We start from the raw sequence: 16964 nt of genomic DNA on the forward strand, positions 1-16964 counted from the left end.
CGGGATGACCCGCGCCAGACCGCGAAACAGGCCGTAAACATGCGGCCAATCCCCAGCGAACGAACCCGAGATTGTAAACCAACCCCTCATGGCGAAGCTGGACCGGTACCTCTTCCGTGAATTCACCCAGAGCTTCCTGGCCACGCTGATCGTGTTGCTGGTGGTCAGCCTGGGCGGGGTCATGGCCGACCTGCTGGGCAATATCGCCGATGGCCGCATTCCGGCGACCCTGCTGCTGTCACAGGTTGGCCTGCAGTTGCTGAACTACCTGCCGGTGATCCTGCCGCTGGCGCTGATGCTGGGGCTGCTGCTGGCTTTCGCGCGCATGTACCGGGATTCGGAGATGCCGGTGCTCACCTCGATCGGGATCGGGCCACGGCGCCTGCTCCGGCCCCTGCTGATGCTGGTGGGGCCGGTGGTGGCCGTGGTCGCCATGCTTTCGCTCTGGCTCGGTCCCTGGGCCGACCGCACCAGCGAACGCATGATCGAGCACGCCAACCGCAGCCTGGTGGTGGCCGGGCTGGATGCCGGCAAGTTCACCATGCTGCCCAATGGCAGCGTCATCTACATCGGCGGCATTTCCGCCGATGGCACCCAGCTGCAGCGGATCTTCGTGCAGCGCCAGGAAGGCGAGCGGCTGGACGTGGTCACCGCGCGCAGCGGGGAGATGTTCTTCGAAGGCGCCCGCGACCGTTACATGCGCCTCAACGAGGGTTTCCGCGTGGAAGGGCCGCTGGACCGCGGCCGCGACTACAACCTGATGCGCTATGTCAGCAATGAGTTCGCCTTGCCCGACCGCGCCGACGTGCGCGAGCAGACCGATCCCGAGCTGCTGCCCACCCTGGCGCTGTTCAGCGACAAGCGGGCCAAGGCGCAGGCCCAGTTGCATGCGCGGCTGACCCCGCCGCTGCTGGCGCTGGCGTTCGCCCTGATCGCCCTGCCCCTGGCGCGCAGTTCACCGCGGCAGGCGCGCTACGGCCGCATCATGCTGGGATTCCTTGCCTATCTGGTCGGCACCAACCTGATGTTCATCGGCACCGATGCGTTGTCGAAAGGCAAGATTCCCGCCCTGCTTGGCCTGTGGTGGCTGAGCCTGCCGCTGCTGGCGCTGGGCCTGTGGTTGTACCTGCGCGATGGGCGCATGAAGCGCCTGGGCCTGAAGGCATGAGGTTGCGTCCGAACCTGCATGACCTCTACGTCGGCCGGGTGGTGCTGACCACCGTGCTGCTGGTATGGGCGGTGCTGGTGGGGCTGGACGTGGTCAACGCGATTGCCTCGGAAGTGGGCAACGTGGGCAAGGGCAGCTACAGCTTCGGCCACGTCGTGGCCTACGTCGCCTACACCGTTCCGCGCCGCGCCTACACCATGTTCCCCACCTCGGCGGTGATCGGTGCGCTGATGGGCCTGGGCCAGCTGGCCAACAGCTCCGAACTGATCGCGCTGCGCGCGGTCGGCCTGTCGCGCCGCCGCCTCAGCCTGTCCGTGGCGATCACCCTGTCGCTGCTGACCGGGCTGATGGTGGTGGGCATGGAGACCGTCGGCACCTGGGGCCAGCACCAGGCCGACAGCCTGAAGATCGCGGCCACCTCCAACAACCTGGCGCAGGCCAAGTACTCGGGAATCTGGGCGCGCGAAGGCAATACCTTCCTCAATGCGCAGAGCGGCGACGAGCGCGTGGAGAACGGCAAGCAGTGGCTGCAGTTGCGCGATGTGCGCCTGTACGAGCTGGGCGACGACGGGCGGCTGGCCTCGATTTCCCATGCCACCACCGCTGAACATTTCGAAGGCAACTGGGTGCTGAAGAATGTCCTGCGGACGACCTTCCATGCGCGCTCTGTGACCCAGCAACAGATGCTGGGCATGCGCTGGGAGTCGGACCTTGAGCCCGCCGCGATCGCCGCCACCATTGCCAGGCCGCGCTACATGACGGTGGGCGACCTGGCCAGCAGCATCGAATACCGCCTCCGCAACGGCCTGGACGCACGCGAGTACGAGGACGTGTACTGGGGGCGCTGGTTCTATCCGCTCAATGTGCTGGCCCTGTGCCTGGCGGCGATTCCGTTCGCCTTCGGCAGCCTGCGCAGCGGCGGGCTGGGCAAGCAGCTGTTCCTCGGCATCCTGTTCGCGTTGGGGTTCTGGTTGCTGCAACTGCAATTCAGTCGCCTGGCCGGCGCCTTCAAGTTCGACTACCGCATCGCCTACCTGGTGCCACCGATCCTGATGCTGGGCATCTCCACCTGGCTGTTCAAGCGCAGAAGCACCTGAGAGGGCGGGCCCTGGCCCGCCATTGACATGGTCAGGCTTGCGATGGCAATGGAACGAATCCATTCCCGCGCGTGTGACGACTCGCGCCGATCCGCGTCGATGTCACCCGGTTGCCGTCGGGGCCCTGGGGGATGGCAATGGCGGGTTGAAACCCGCCCTACGTTTTCGGCAGCCGGATCATGCGCGTGGCGCTGGCCCGGTCATGCCACGTCAGCTTGTCGCGGTCGAAAAACGCCCACCAGAACCCCAACCCTGCCGCCAGCACCGACAGGCAGCCCACCAGGAAACGCACCAGCAAGGCCTTCCAGCCCGGTGCCTGCCCATTGGCGCCCGCTACTTTCAGCCGCCACGGCCGCATTCCCAGGGTCTGTCCACCGCGCCGCCAGCTGAGTACCGCATACAGGCCGGTGACGGTCAGGCAGATCAGCCACTGCGCCCACCACAGCGGCGAAAACGGCGCGATGTTCTGGTGCGCGTCATGTCCGCCGATGAAGGTGTAGCCGAGCACGAACGGCACCGCCACCAGCATCCACATCGCCAGCACCGGCCACAGGTCGTAGAGCAGGGCCAGCAATCGCCAGCCGATCAGTGCCTGCGGGCGCGGAGTTGCGGCGGGGTGTTCCAGGGCCACGGGTTGGTCATTCATGGGCCACAGAATACCGGCGCCACCCTTTCCACGGAACGCCGCGCGCCGCCTCGAAAGCGCGACGCGTTGCTTGTGGCGCGTTCGCGCGGTGCGCGCGGCGGCCTGCAGCGGCTAAGCTCCCCCGATGAATCCCGCCACGCCTGCCGAGCGCCGCCAGTCCGCCATGGCGCTGCCGCCGGTACCCGACGCCGATGCGCTGCTGATCGCCTCCTTCCTGGATTCGATCTGGGCCGAGAACGGGCTGGCCAGGCAATCGCTGGCCGCCTACCGGCGCGACCTGGAGGGCATCGCGCGCTGGCGCAACGGCCAGGGCGGGCTGGTCGCCGCCGATCGCAGCGGCCTGTTCAACTATTTCGCGGCGCGCACCGTGCAGGGCTATTCCCCGCGCAGCAATGCGCGCCTGCTGTCCTCGCTGCGCGCTTTCTATGCGTGGCTGTTGCGACGCGGCGACCGCAGCGACGACCCGACCGCGCTGCTGGACCCGCCGAAGCTGCCGCGCTCGTTGCCCAAGGCGCTGGCCGAAAGCCAGATAGACGCCTTGTTGCTGGCGCCGGCGGTCGATACGCCGCTGGGCCTGCGCGACCGGGCCATGTTCGAACTCATGTACGCCGCCGGCCTGCGGGTCAGCGAACTGGTCGACCTGCCGGCCAATGCGGTGAACCTGCGCCAGGGCGTGGTCCGGGTCACGGGCAAGGGCAGCAAGGAGCGGCTGGTGCCGCTGGGCGAGGAGTCACAGCACTGGCTGGAGCGTTACCTGGCCGAAGCCCGCCCGCAACTGGCGGGCAAGACCCGGCCGGACAGCCTGTTTGTCGGCAGCAACGGCAACGCGCCCAGCCGCCAGGAATTCTGGGGGCTGGTGAAGCGCTACGCCGCCGTTGCCGGCATCGATCCGGCCCGCATCAGTCCGCATGGCCTGCGCCACAGCTTCGCCACCCATCTGCTCAACCGCGGCGCCGACCTGCGCGCGCTGCAGATGCTGCTGGGGCACAGCTCGCTGTCCACCACCCAGATCTACACCTTCGTTGCGCGTGAACACCTGCAGAAGCTGCACGGCAAGCACCATCCGCGCGGTTGATCGGTAGAAGACATGGGGGTGGGCCGCCATGTCGTAACTCACAGGCGCGGAAATGGTTCGCGCCATTGCCACCGCGGGCGCGGGCGCAGCAATGGCGGGCTTCGTTCGATGGCCATCGCGACCGGGCGCATGGCAATGGCGGGTCAAGACCGGCCTTACGCACGGGAAGGGGTTCATTCCATTGCCGTCGCGAGGGGGAAGATGGGAATGGCGGGTCAAGACCCGCCCTACGCGTTTATCGCGAGGCAAATTGACTCACGCACGAGGCAAATCCACTCAGCGATGAGGCAAATTGACACACGCACGAGGCAAATCCACTCAGCGATGAGGCAAATTGACTCATCGTTGAGCCAGATTCCCTCGCCGTCAGCCTTGGGCTCCTGCATCGCGCCCGGGCGGGCGTCGGGGGCATTCCTGTGGTTCTGGCCACCCTTGGGAGCGGCCGGGGCCGGTCTCACTGGTGATATGCGAAAATCGGCGAACCTGGCACCCGGCCTGCGGTCGAATCCTTCCCCGCGCCTGCGCCCAGTTCCCAAGGATTGCTTGATGAAGCTTCTGTACTGCATTGCCGCGCTGCTGGCCTCGGCCAGCCTGACCGCCTGTGCCCAGGCCCCACAACCGGGCCAGCCGGCAAAGCCAGCCGCCGCCCCGGCCGCCGCCCCGGCTGCCGCTGCGCCGACAGGAGCCACGCCCGAGGCCCGAGCCCGCGCCGCATTGCAGACGCTCAACCCGCAGGTCCAGATCGACTACGTCGGCGAAGCGCCGCTGCCCGGCTTCCGCGAGGTCATCGTTGGCGGCCAGGTGGTACTGGTCAGCGACGACGGCAAGTACCTGGTGCAGGGCTCGGTGCTGGACATCGCCCAGAAGAAGGAACTCACCCAGTCCAGCCCGGCCCTTTCCAAATACCGCGTGGACCTGCTCAAGAGCGTCAAGGCCGGCGACCGCATCGTGTTCGCCCCGCCCAACCCCAAGTACACCATCAGCGTGTTCACCGATATCGAATGCGGCTACTGCCGCAAGCTGCACAGCGAGATCGCCGAATACAACCGCCAGGGCATCGCCATCGAATACATGGCCTTCCCGCGCATGGGCCTGGGCAGCAAGGACCACCTCGACATGATCTCGGTCTGGTGCGCCAGTGACCGCAAGCAGGCGCTGACCGATGCCAAGAACGGCAAGCCGGTGCCCAAGCGCAGCTGCCAGAGCACGCCGGTGGACATGGAATACAACCTCGGCCAGCGCCTGGGAATTTCCGGCACCCCGGCCGTATTCGCCCCGGATGGCAGCCAGCTGGGCGGTTACCTGCCGCCGGACAAGATGCGCCAGGCGCTGGACGAGCTGGCGGCAGGCGTATCGGGCGGCATCAACTGAGCCCGCGTTCGCCAACATGATCCCGACGAAGCCGGCCCTGTGCCGGCTTCGTTACAATAGGCAATCCACGCTCCTCTACGGTTTCCCGGACATGATCGTCCTCGAGGGCCAGTCGGCCTTGTCGCAGTTCCGCCGCGCGCGGCTTGAATCCCGATTGCAGTCCCTGTCACCGATGGTCCTGGTGCGTGGCGCCTGGCATGTGTATTTCGTGGAGCCCGAAACCGGCGCCGGGATCGACATGGACGCGCTGGGTCGCATCCTGCAGGCCTCGGCCGAGCCGGTGGCTGCCGCCGCCGACAGCCAGTCCCGCTTCGTGGTCCCGCGCCTGGGCACGCTGTCGCCCTGGGCCAGCAAGGCCACCGAGTTGCTGCGTGGCGCCGGCCTGCCGGTACGGCGGGTCGAGCGCGGCACCCGCATCGACCTGCAGCACTGGGAAGACAGCGCGGCGCTGGCCAAAACCCTGCACGACCCGATGACCCAGTCGCTGCTGGCCACGCGCGAGCAGGCCTCGGCCCTGTTCACCGCGCCGGCCCGCGGCGCCCTGGAACGGATTCCGCTCGGCGCCCTGGAAGCGGCCAACAAGCGCCTGGGCCTGGCCCTGGCCGAGGACGAGATCGAATACCTGCGGCTGCGTTTCGGCGAGCTGGGGCGCGACCCCTCGGACGTCGAGCTGATGATGTTCGCCCAGGCCAATTCCGAGCACTGCCGGCACAAGATCTTCAACGCCAGCTGGAGCATCGACGGCAAGGACCAGGATCGCTCCCTGTTCCGCATGATCAAGCACACCCATGCCCAGACCCCGCAGCACACCCTGTCGGCCTACAGCGACAACGCGGCGGTGGTGGAAGGCTACGTTGCCTCGCGCTTCCGGCCGGATGCCTCGGGCACCTACCGCAGCGAGCCGGCGGTCGAGTCGGCCTTCTGCATCAAGGTGGAAACCCACAACCACCCGACCGCCATCGCCCCATTCCCCGGCGCGGCCACGGGCGCGGGCGGCGAGATCCGCGACGAGGGCGCCACCGGTCGCGGCGGCAAGCCCAAGGCCGGGTTGACCGGCTTCTCGGTCTCGCACCTGCGCATCCCGACCCTGCCGCAGCCCTGGGAAGAATTCGATACCAGCCGCCCGCGCGCGCTGAACCCGCGCATGGCCCCGGCGCTGGAAATCATGCTCGACGGCCCGCTGGGCGGCGCCGCCTTCAACAATGAATTCGGCCGGCCCAACCTGGCCGGTTATTTCCGCAGTTTCGAACTGTCCGAAGGCCGCGCCAGCGATGGCAGCACGCTGACCCGTGCCTACGACAAGCCGATCATGCTGGCCGGCGGCCTGGGCGCGATCGACCGCATCCAGGTCGAGAAGATCCGCCTGCAGGATGGCGATGCGGTGATCGTGCTCGGCGGCCCGGCCATGCTGATCGGGCTGGGCGGCGGCGCCGCCAGTTCGGTGGCCTCCGGCGACAGCGCCGAAGACCTCGACTTCGCCAGCGTGCAGCGCGACAACCCGGAGATGGAGCGCCGCTGCCAGGAAGTCATCGACCGCTGCGTGGCGCTGGGCGCCGGCAACCCGATCCGCTGGTTCCACGACGTCGGCGCGGGCGGCCTGTCCAACGCCATTCCCGAGCTGCTGCACGACTCGGGCCGGGGCGGGGTGATCGACCTGGACAAGGTGCCCAGCGACGATCCCTCGCTGTCGCCGATGCAGCTGTGGTGCAACGAATCGCAGGAGCGTTACGTGCTGGGCGTGGCCCAGGAGCGGCTGGCCGAGTTCGCCGGAATCTGTGAGCGCGAGCGCTGCCCGTTCGCGGCGGTGGGCACCGCCACCACCGAGGAGCGGCTGGTGGTCGCCTACGGCGCCGCGGTGGGATCCCTACCCGAAGCGCGCGCCATCGACCTGCCCATGGACGTGCTGTTCGGCAAGGCGCCGAAGATGCACCGCGACGCCACCCATCCACCGGCGCCGCGCTGGCCGGCGTTGCAGACCGGCGGCATGGACCTGCATGAGGCCGGCCTGCGCGTGCTGGCCCATCCTTCGGTCGCCTCCAAGCAGTTCCTGGTCACCATTGGCGACCGCAGCGTGGGCGGCCTGACCGCACGCGACCAGATGATCGGTCCCTGGCAACTGCCGCTGGCCGACTGCGCCATCACCCTGTCGGGCTTCGACGGATTCACCGGCGAGGCCATGGCCATCGGCGAACGCACGCCACTGGCGCTGCTGGACGCCGCCGCCTCGGCGCGCATGGCCGTGGGCGAGGCCATCACCAACCTGTGCGCGGCGCCAGTGGCCTCGCTGGACCGGGTCAAGCTGTCGGCCAACTGGATGGCCGCGGCCGGCCATCCAGGCGAAGACGCGTTGCTGTTCGATGCGGTGCGCGCGGTCGGCATGCAGCTGTGCCCGGACATCGACCTCAGCATTCCGGTCGGCAAGGATTCGCTGTCCATGCAGGCCCAGTGGCAGGCGGGCGGCGATGCGCAGAAATCCGTTTCCCCGGTCTCGCTGGTCATCACCGCGTTCGCCCCGGTCACCGATGCGCGCGAGCAGGTGACGCCACTGCTGGCGCGCAGCGAAGACAGCGACCTGTGGCTGATCGGGCTGGGCGCGGGCAAGCAGCGCCTGGGCGGCTCGGTGCTGGCCCAGTGCCATCCGCATGCCGGCGGCGGCCCATTGCCTGCCTTCGGCGGCGACGTGCCCGACCTGGACGACCCGCAGCGGCTGCGCGATTTCTTCGAACTCATCGGCGATGCGCGCGAAGCCGGCGTGTTGCTGGCCTACCACGACCGCAGCGACGGCGGCGCTTTCGCGGCGCTGTGCGAAATGGCCTTCGCCGCGCATTGCGGGCTGGACATCCAGCTGGACGGCTGGGGCGACGATCCGTTCCGGACCCTGTTCTGCGAGGAACTGGGCGCGGTGGTCCAGGTCGCGGCCGAACACCGCGCCACGTTCGCGGACCTGGTCGAACGCCACGCGCTGACCGAATGCGCCCAGCGCATCGCCAAGCCGACGACCGCGCCGGTGATCCGCGTGCAGCAGGACGGCGAAGTGCTGGCGCAGTGGCGCTGGGACGCGCTGTTCGATGCCTGGTGGTCGGTCACCCACGCCATGCAGAAGCTGCGCGACAACCCCGAGGTTGCCGACGAGGAGCGCGCCATCGCGCGTGACTACGCCGCGCCCGGCTTGCGGCCCCGATTGTCGTTCGATCCCTCCGACGACATCGCCGCGCCTTATGTGTCGCGCGGCACCAGGCCGAAGGTGGCGATCCTGCGCGAGCAGGGCGTCAACGGCCAGATTGAAATGGCCGCCGCCTTCGATCGCGCCGGCTTCGACGCCCACGACGTGCACATGAGCGACCTGCTGGGCGGCCGCACCAGGCTGGAAGGTTTCACCGGCCTGGCCGCCTGCGGTGGTTTCAGCTACGGCGACGTGCTGGGCGCGGGCCGCGGCTGGGCGACTTCGATCCTTGAGCACAGCGCGTTGCGCGATGCCTTCGCGGGATTTTTCGCGCGCGGCGACAGCTTTTCGCTTGGGGTCTGCAACGGCTGCCAGATGATGAGCCAGCTGAAGGACATCATCCCGGGGGCGACCCACTGGCCGCGCTTCCTGCGCAACCGCAGCGAACAGTTCGAGGCACGCTTCTCGCTGCTGGAAGTGCTGGAGTCGCCGTCGCTGTTCCTGCAGGGCATGGCCGGTTCGCGCATCCCGGTGGCGGTCTCCCATGGCGAAGGACGCGCCGAATTCGACAGCCCCGCCGACCAGGCCGCCGCCCAGGTCGCGCTGCGCTTCATCGACGGCGAGGGCAGGGTGGCCACCCACTACCCGCTCAACCCGAACGGCTCACCGGACGGCATCACCGGCCTGACCACCGACGACGGCCGCGTCACCATCCTCATGCCGCATCCCGAACGCACCCTGCGCAGCGTCAACCTGAGCTGGAGTCCTGGCGAGTGGAACGGGGAGTCGCCCTGGTCGCGGATGTTCGCAAACGCCAGGGCCCGCGTAGGCTGAGTGGTCCGGAAGCGTTCCGGAAGACACATCCAGGCCATCCTTGTTGCCGAAGCCCGCCGAAGCAAGTTCGGCGGGCTTTCGCGTTCCGGCGCCGGCCATTGCCGTCGTCCAGGGGCGTGTACGCGGCTACATGATGCGTAGGGGCCGCGTCCCTGCCGTGGTTTGTGCAGTGCGGGAATCCGTGCAGGCCCGACCCCGCTGCCAGCAAATAATTTCTGGATATCCGAATCATTTCCGGAACGTGCGGAAGCCAATAACGACGGGCTTCCCGGGGTTTTCGACGTACCCGGGCGTATCGATCATTGCGGCCTGAAAAAAAATAGCCAACCGCTTGTTTTCAGCGGAAATCCTTTTTCGTGCCAGCGCATTCTGCTGGCCGGTCCGGATGGCGCGAGTGTGGCGTTTTGTGACTTGACTCGCGATAACGGACTGGTGACTATCGGATTCAGGTTGCGTGGTAAAGGACACATTCAGCTAGTGCTTTTGATTTGGGGAACAACCTCCGATGCCCCGGGTGGGCATCCCACGGGAGGCTTCACGACTTTCAGCTAGGTTGTCGCGCATCAGCGCGACGGCCCGGGTATTGCTTTGCCAATTTTCTATAGGGGACAGTTTCGATGAATCGTATTTATCGCAAGGTTTGGGATGCGGCCCGCGGCGTGGTGGTGGCTTCGGAATTGGCAAAGTCGAAAGGCAAGGGCAAGGGCGGCAGGCTGCTGCAGGCGGTAGCGCTTGCAGGTGCGCTAGGCGCGACGACCAGCGCGCTTGCCGCGGGGGTCTGTTCCGTGACTGGAACCAGCCTGGGTACGGCGGCCACCGCCGTCGGGGCCAACTCCTTCGCCTGCGGTGCCAACGGCACCATCGCCAACGGCAGCGGGGCCAACGCATTCGGTACGCAGGCCCGCGCCGTGGGCGCCAACACCACTGCCGTGGGCAATTTGGCTTGGGCAACGGCTGCCAACGCGACCGCAGTGGGACAGGATTCGTTTGCTGCCGGAATCAACTCCACCGCCGTGGGCAATTTCGCTTGGGCAACGGCTGCCAACACGACCGCAGTAGGACAGGACTCGTTTGCTGACGGAATCAGCTCCACCGCAGTAGGCGTCTCCGCCTATGCGTTGGGCGACGACGCCGTGGCCGTGGGATACGCCAGCCGGGCTACCGGCTTGGGCAGCGTGGCAGTGGGCGGCAATGCGGGTGGCTTTGCGGCCGAGGCGCTGGCTGATGGCGCCGCCGCGTTCGGCTCCGGCTCCGGCGCGCTCGCTGACTTCACCACCGCCATTGGCACCCTGGCTTCCAGCGATGCGGTGCAGGGCACCGCGCTGGGCGCGGGTTCTTATGCCAGTGCCGAAAACAGCGTGGCGCTCGGTGCGTTGTCGGTAGCTGATCGTGTGGACACCGTTTCAGTAGGCGCCGCAGGCGGCGAGCGGCAGGTGGTGAACGTGGCCGCCGGTACCGAGGGCACCGATGCGGTGAACCTGGACCAGCTTCAGGATGCCACCGCCAGCACCCATTATTTCCAGGCTTCGGGCAACGATCCGCTTGATGCGTCGTCCGATCCGGGCGCGTTCGTCGACGGCATCAACGCGACGGCCGCCGGTGATGCGGCCAATGCGATCGGCGCGGGCGCGTCGGCCTTCGGCAGCGGTGCCAATGCCTATGCCGACGGCGCCACCGCGGTGGGCTTCAATGCACTGGCGTTCGATGCCAATGCCGCGGCCTTTGGCAGCAATGCCCAGGCCCTCGGCGACTCGGCCACGGCGGTGGGTTCGGACAGCCTGGCCAGCGGTTTCGGGTCCGCGGCCACCGGCGCCGCCAGCCTCGCTTCTGGCGATGTGGCCACGGCCGCGGGCTTCGCCAGCGAGGCCTCCGGCCTGGGCGCCAGTGCGCTGGGTGCTTTATCGATTGCCAGCGGCGACTATGCGACTGCGGTGGGTGTGGCGGCCGAGGCCTCCGGCCTGAGCAGCTTGGCGGTGGGCGATTTCAGCATCGCTTCGGGTGATGAGAGCTTGGCCCTGGGTTCCGGCGCCGTGGCGGTGGGTGCCCTGAGCTCGGCAGTGGGCGGGCTGAGCTTCGCCGACGGCGCCAACTCAACCGCGATCGGTGGTGCCGCGTTCGCATCGGCCGATGACTCCACGGCCTTGGGCTTTGCATCAACTGCCTTGGCCGCCAACAGCGTGGCCCTGGGTACCCTGTCGGTCGCCGACCGCGCGGACACCGTCTCGGTGGGCGATGTCGGTTTTGAACGCCAGATCACCAACGTGGCCGCGGGTGTGGAAGACACCGATGCGGTCAACGTGGCGCAGTTGAACGACGTGGCAGACGTTGCCGCGGGCACCGATCGTTACTTCAAGGCCGACGGTTTGAATGACGGTACCGACGATGCGTCCATCGCCGGCATCGGTGCGGTGGCCATTGGCGCCAGCGCAATCGCCAGCAACGACGGCGCCATCGCGCTGGGCGCAGCCAGCGAAGCCAGCGGCGAGCAGGCCATCGCGGTAGGCGCCGGCAGCGTGGCCAGCGGCGACGGCAGCGTGGCCACGGGTGCGTTGAGCGAGGCCTCCGGCCTCGAGTCGACCGCCAATGGTTACTTCAGCACCGCCTCCGGTGACTTCGCCACCGCAATTGGCGCAGAGTCGATTGCCAGTGGTACCGAAGCAGCGGCCTTTGGCTATGCGGCCGAGGCCTCGGGCAACTACAGCACCGCCGTGGGCGGCAATGCTTGGGCCGCGGGTTTCAACAGCACCGCGCTCGGCAATTTCAGCACGGCTACCGGTTCCTCGGCCGTGGCACTGGGTTCGGACAGCACGGCCGATGGTGACTACAGCTTGGCCGTGGGCCAGGCCAGCACGGCTTCGGGCGAGGCCAGCGTGGCCGTAGGCCAGGGCAGCATTGCCACCGGCATCAACAGCGTGGCCGTCGGTGGCGCCACTTCGTTCGGTACCGAGGCCAGTGGCGACTACAGCACTGCGGTCGGTGGTGAAGCCTGGACTCCGGGTTTCAACAGCACGGCGCTGGGCAATGCCTCGATCGCCTTTGGGGACAACACCGTCGCCCTGGGCTCCGATGCCATCGCCGAAGCCGAAGGCAGCGTGGCCCTCGGCCAGGGTTCCTATGCCGGCCGCGACAACACCGTGTCGGTGGGTGACGTGGGCAGCGAACGCCAGATCACCAACGTGGCTGCCGGTACCGAGGGCACCGATGCGGTGAACTTGGACCAGCTGACCGCCGTGGCCGATGTGGCCGCGACCACCAACAAGTACTTCCAGGCCTCCGGTGGCCCGGGCAGCGATGCCGGTGCCTACGTGGACGGCGACTACGCCACGGCCGCCGGTGAGGCGACCAATGCGATCGGCGAGGGCGCCTCGGCCTTCGGCAGCGGCGCCCTGGCCTATGCCGACGGCGCCACGGCAGTAGGGTTCAATGCACTGGCTTCGGGCCAGAACAGCGCCGCCTTCGGCCAGAACGCCCAGGCCACCGGCCCGGCCGCGGTCGCGGTCGGCGGCAATGCGGTGGATGAGAACGGCGATCCGCTGATCACCAATGGTGGCGTGCCCGTAGACACCGGCGCGACCAGCGCTGGCGTGGGCGGCACCGCGGTCGGCGCCAGCGCGCAGGCCGATGGCTTTGCCGCCACGGCGGCGGGCGTGGGTGCCTATGCATCGGGCGCGCAGTCCTCCGCCTTCGGTGCGGTGGCCAACGCCACCGGTGACTACTCCACCGCGGTGGGCACGGAAACCACCGCCTCGGGCACCAGCAGCGTGGCCGTCGGTGGCCCGGCAGACCTGATTCCAGGCCTGGGCTTCTTCGTGACCACCCAGGCGACGGGGGAAAGCTCGGCCGCATTCGGCGCGGGCACCATTGCTTCGGGTGACTACAGCACGGCGGCCGGCAGCCTGTCGGAAGCGGCAGGCCTGGAAAGCACGGCGGTGGGCTATTTCGCCTATGCCGCTGGCGACAACGCCAGTGCCCTGGGCGCCGAGTCCTGGGCCAGCGGCACCAACAGCACCGCAGTCGGTTTCTACAGCACGGCTTTCGGCGAGTATTCGGTTGCCGTGGGTGACAACAGCCTGGCCAGCGGCGACGAATCGGTGGCACTGGGCGGCAGCGTGGGCGGCTCCATCTCCACCGAGGCAGCGGGTGCGGGCGCCACGGCATTGGGTGCCGGAGCCCTGGCCGTGGGCGACCAGAGTTCGGCGGTGGGCTGGCTGAGCACGGCCGAGGGCCTCAACTCAACCGCGGTCGGTGGTACCGCGGTGGCATTGGCCGATGACTCCACGGCCTTGGGCTTTGCTTCAACTGCCCTGGCCGCCAACAGCGTCGCCCTGGGTACCGGTTCGGTCGCCGACCGCGCCGATACCGTCTCGGTGGGCGATGTCGGTTTTGAGCGCCAGATCACCAACGTCGCCGCGGGTGTGGAAGACACCGATGCGGTCAACGTGGCGCAGTTGAACGAGGTAGCCGACGTCGCCGCAGGCACCGACCGTTACTTCAAGGCTGATGGTTTGAATGACGGAACCGACGATGCCTTCATCAGCGGCGTGGGTGCGATTGCAATCGGCGCCAATGCGGTCGCCAGCGCGGACAACGCCATTGCCCTGGGTGCGGGCAGCCAGGCCACGTCCGAGTACGCAACGGCTGTGGGTGCAGGCAGCGCGGCGAGCGGCGAGCAGAGCACGGCGACCGGCGCGCTCAGCGTGGCCAGCGGCGATGGCAGCGTGGCCACGGGTGCGTTGAGCGAGGCCTCCGGCCTCGAGTCGACCGCCAATGGCTACTTCAGCACCGCCTCGGGCCTGGGCTCGACGGCATTGGGTGCCGAGTCCACCAGCAGCGGCGATTACGCCACCGCGGTGGGCCTGGCGTCGACGGCTTCGGGCGTCAGCAGCGTGTCGGTGGGCGAGTACAGCATCGCTTCCGGTGACGAGAGCGTGGCCCTGGGCGGGACGGCGTTCGGCTTGTTCAGCGCCGAGGCCAGCGGCTACGGCGCCGTGGCTTTGGGTGCGGGCACTTACGCGGCGGGCGACTTCAGTTCGGCGATCGGCTGGCTGACCGAGGCGACCGGCTTCAACAGCACGGCCGTCGGTTCGGCGGCCAGCTCCGCGGGCTACAACAGCACCGCACTGGGTTCGGATTCCGAAGCAGTGGGCGAAGGCAGCGTGGCCCTCGGCCAGGGATCCTATGCCGACCGCGACAACACCGTGTCGGTGGGTGACGTGGGCAGCGAACGCCAGATCACCAACGTGGCTGCCGGTACCGAGGGCAGCGATGCGGTGAACCTGGACCAGCTGACCGCCGTGGCCGATGTGGCTGCGACCACCAACAAGTACTTCCAGGCCTCCGGTGGCCCGGGCAGCGATGCCGGTGCCTACGTGGACGGCGACTACGCCACGGCCGCCGGTGAGGCGACCAATGCGATCGGCGAGGGCGCCTCGGCCTTCGGCAGCGGCGCCAATGCCTATGCACTCAACGCCACGGCGATCGGCTTCAACGCCCTGGCCATTGGTGAGAGTGCCCTGGCACTGGGCGCCAGCAGCCAGGCGACGGGTGAATTCGCCACCGCAGTGGGTGCTGAAAGCGAAGCCAGCGGATACCTGTCGACCGCGACCGGCGCCGGCAGCGTGGCCAGCGGCGATGGCAGCGTGGCCAGCGGTGCATTGAGCGAAGCCTCGGGCGAGGAATCCACGGCGCTGGGCTTCTTCAGCAGCGCTTCGGGTGACGTGTCCACGGCGCTGGGTGCCGAAAGTATCGCCTCGGGTATCGAAGCGACCGCCGCCGGTTTCCGCAGTGAAGCCTCAGGCGTGGGTGCCAGTGCACTGGGTTCGGAGTCGCTCGCCAGCGGTGACTATTCGACGGCAGTAGGCTTGGCGGCTTCGGCCACCGGCCTGAGCAGCGTGTCGGTGGGTGAATACAGCATCGCCTCCGGCGACGAGAGCGTGGCCCTGGGTGGCACGGCCTTCGGAACCCTGAGTGCGGAAGCCAGCGGTGCCGGTTCCACGGCGCTGGGAGCCGGGGCCTGGGCCACCGGTGACCAGAGCACGGCGACCGGCTGGTTGAGCACGGCCGATGGCGTCAACTCGACGGCCGCGGGCGCGGCATCGTGGGCGGAAGCCGACGACTCCACCGCCCTGGGTTACGGTTCCTACGCCTCGGCCGCCAACAGCGTGGCCCTGGGCGCGGGTTCGGAAGCCGATCGCGTCAACACGGTCTCGGTGGGTTATGCCGGCGGCGAACGCCAGATCACCAACGTGGCCGCGGGTGTGGAAGACACCGATGCGGTCAACGTGGCGCAGTTGAACCAGATCACCGGCGACCTCAGTGACCTGGCCGCTGATGCGGTGACCTACGACGACGCCAGCAAGGACACCCTGACGCTGGAAGGCGCCACTGGCACCACCATCACCAACCTGGCGGCTGGTGCCATCTCTTCCACCAGCACCGACGCGATCAATGGCGGCCAGTTGTACGGTTCGCTGGACAGCATCGCCACCGCCCTGGGCGGCGGCACCTATGTCGGCGCGACCGGCGGCCTGGTCGGCACCACCTACGTGGTGCAGGGCGGCGATTACTTCAACGTCGGCGACGCCCTGGCGGCGATTGATGCAGCGGTGACTTCGATCGACGGCAGGCTGACCGTGGTGGAAAACACTCCGCCTCCGGGTCCGGCTCCTGATCCGCATATCGCGATCGGCGGCGAGACCGACGGCAGCGACCCGGCGGTGATCGGTGCAGGCACCAATGCCGTGGCCATAGGTTCCAACGCCACCGCCAACGCCGATGGTGGCGTGGCGATCGGCGCCGATGCCTACGCCCATGGCCCCAATGACACCGCGATCGGTGCCGGCTCGCATGTCGGCGCCGATGGCAGCACCGCGGTGGGTGCCAATACCACCATCAGCGCCACCGCCACCAACGCCGTGGCCGTGGGTGAAGGGGCCAGTGTCACGGCCGCGTCGGGCACGGCGCTGGGTCAGGGCGCTTCGGTAACGGCGGCCAACGCGGTGGCCCTGGGCCAGGGTGCGGTCGCCGACCGCGCCAATACCGTGTCGGTGGGCAGCGCGGGCAACGAACGTGCGGTCACCAACGTGGCCGCAGGTACGGCGGCTACGGATGCAGCCAACCTGGGCCAGGTGCAAGCCGGCGATGCGGCCACCCTGGCGACCAGCAAGGCCTACACCAACACCACTGCAACCCAGACCCTGACCTCGGCCAACGCTTATACCGATTCGCGCTTCGCGGCCATGGATGACAGCTTCGAGGACTTCCGTACCCAGACCGATCGCCGCTTCCTCGACCAGGACCGTCGCATCGATCGCCAGGGTGCGATGAGCTCGGCCATGTTGAACATGGCAACCAGCACCGCCGGCATCCGCACCGACAATCGCGTCGGCGTCGGCATCGGCTTCCAGGGCGGCGAGAAGGCGTTGTCGGTCGGTTACCAGCGTGCGCTGAGCGACCGCGCCACCATCACCATCGGCGGCGCGTTCAGCGGCGACGAGAAGTCGGTGGGCGTCGGTGCCGGCTTCGGCTGGTGATGAAACACACGGGGCTTGCCGCCGGTTGCGGCCGGCAAGCCCCGGAGGTTGTGGCCTGATTCGCGGGCCAGCGCAGGA

Annotated in this window: 7 protein-coding genes; 6 read left to right on the forward strand and 1 reads right to left on the reverse strand. The window is 68.3% G+C overall.

The window, feature by feature from the left end; genetic code table 11:
* Positions 1-88: 88 nt before the first annotated feature.
* Positions 89-1168, forward strand: a complete 1080-nt coding sequence (gene lptF / locus DT603_RS04100; protein WP_162348580.1) for an LPS export ABC transporter permease LptF — start codon at positions 89-91, stop codon at positions 1166-1168.
* Positions 1165-2265: an LPS export ABC transporter permease LptG gene (lptG, locus tag DT603_RS04105; RefSeq protein WP_162348581.1), complete on the forward strand. Its 1101-nt coding sequence runs from the start codon at positions 1165-1167 to the stop codon at positions 2263-2265. The genes lptF and lptG overlap by 4 nt, the downstream gene beginning before the upstream one ends.
* A 157-nt stretch (positions 2266-2422) precedes the next feature.
* On the opposite strand, the gene DT603_RS04110 is transcribed toward lptG, so the two are convergent.
* Positions 2423-2911, reverse strand: a complete 489-nt coding sequence (locus DT603_RS04110; RefSeq protein WP_162348582.1) for an RDD family protein — start codon at positions 2909-2911, stop codon at positions 2423-2425.
* Positions 2912-3035: 124 nt separating this feature from the next.
* Here DT603_RS04110 and xerD point away from each other — a divergent pair, with 124 nt between their 5' ends.
* The 4 genes from xerD (at position 3036) to DT603_RS04130 (ending at position 16886) form a co-directional block, all read left to right on the forward strand.
* The gene (gene xerD, locus DT603_RS04115; RefSeq protein WP_162348583.1) at positions 3036-3986 is read left to right on the forward strand and encodes a site-specific tyrosine recombinase XerD; all 951 of its coding nucleotides are present in this window, start codon (positions 3036-3038) and stop codon (positions 3984-3986) included.
* Positions 3987-4532: 546 nt separating this feature from the next.
* Positions 4533-5357, forward strand: coding sequence for a DsbC family protein (locus DT603_RS04120; protein WP_162348584.1), 825 nt, complete (start codon positions 4533-4535; stop codon positions 5355-5357).
* Positions 5358-5448: 91 nt separating this feature from the next.
* Positions 5449-9354, forward strand: a complete 3906-nt coding sequence (gene purL / locus DT603_RS04125) for a phosphoribosylformylglycinamidine synthase (protein WP_162348585.1) — start codon at positions 5449-5451, stop codon at positions 9352-9354.
* A gap of 617 nt (positions 9355-9971) precedes the next feature.
* Positions 9972-16886, forward strand: coding sequence for an ESPR-type extended signal peptide-containing protein (locus DT603_RS04130; protein ID WP_162348586.1), 6915 nt, complete (start codon positions 9972-9974; stop codon positions 16884-16886).
* Positions 16887-16964: the final 78 nt, after the last annotated feature.

The organism is Pseudoxanthomonas gei, assembly GCF_010119615.1.
Classification (GTDB): Bacteria; Pseudomonadota; Gammaproteobacteria; order Xanthomonadales; family Xanthomonadaceae; genus Pseudoxanthomonas_A; species Pseudoxanthomonas_A gei.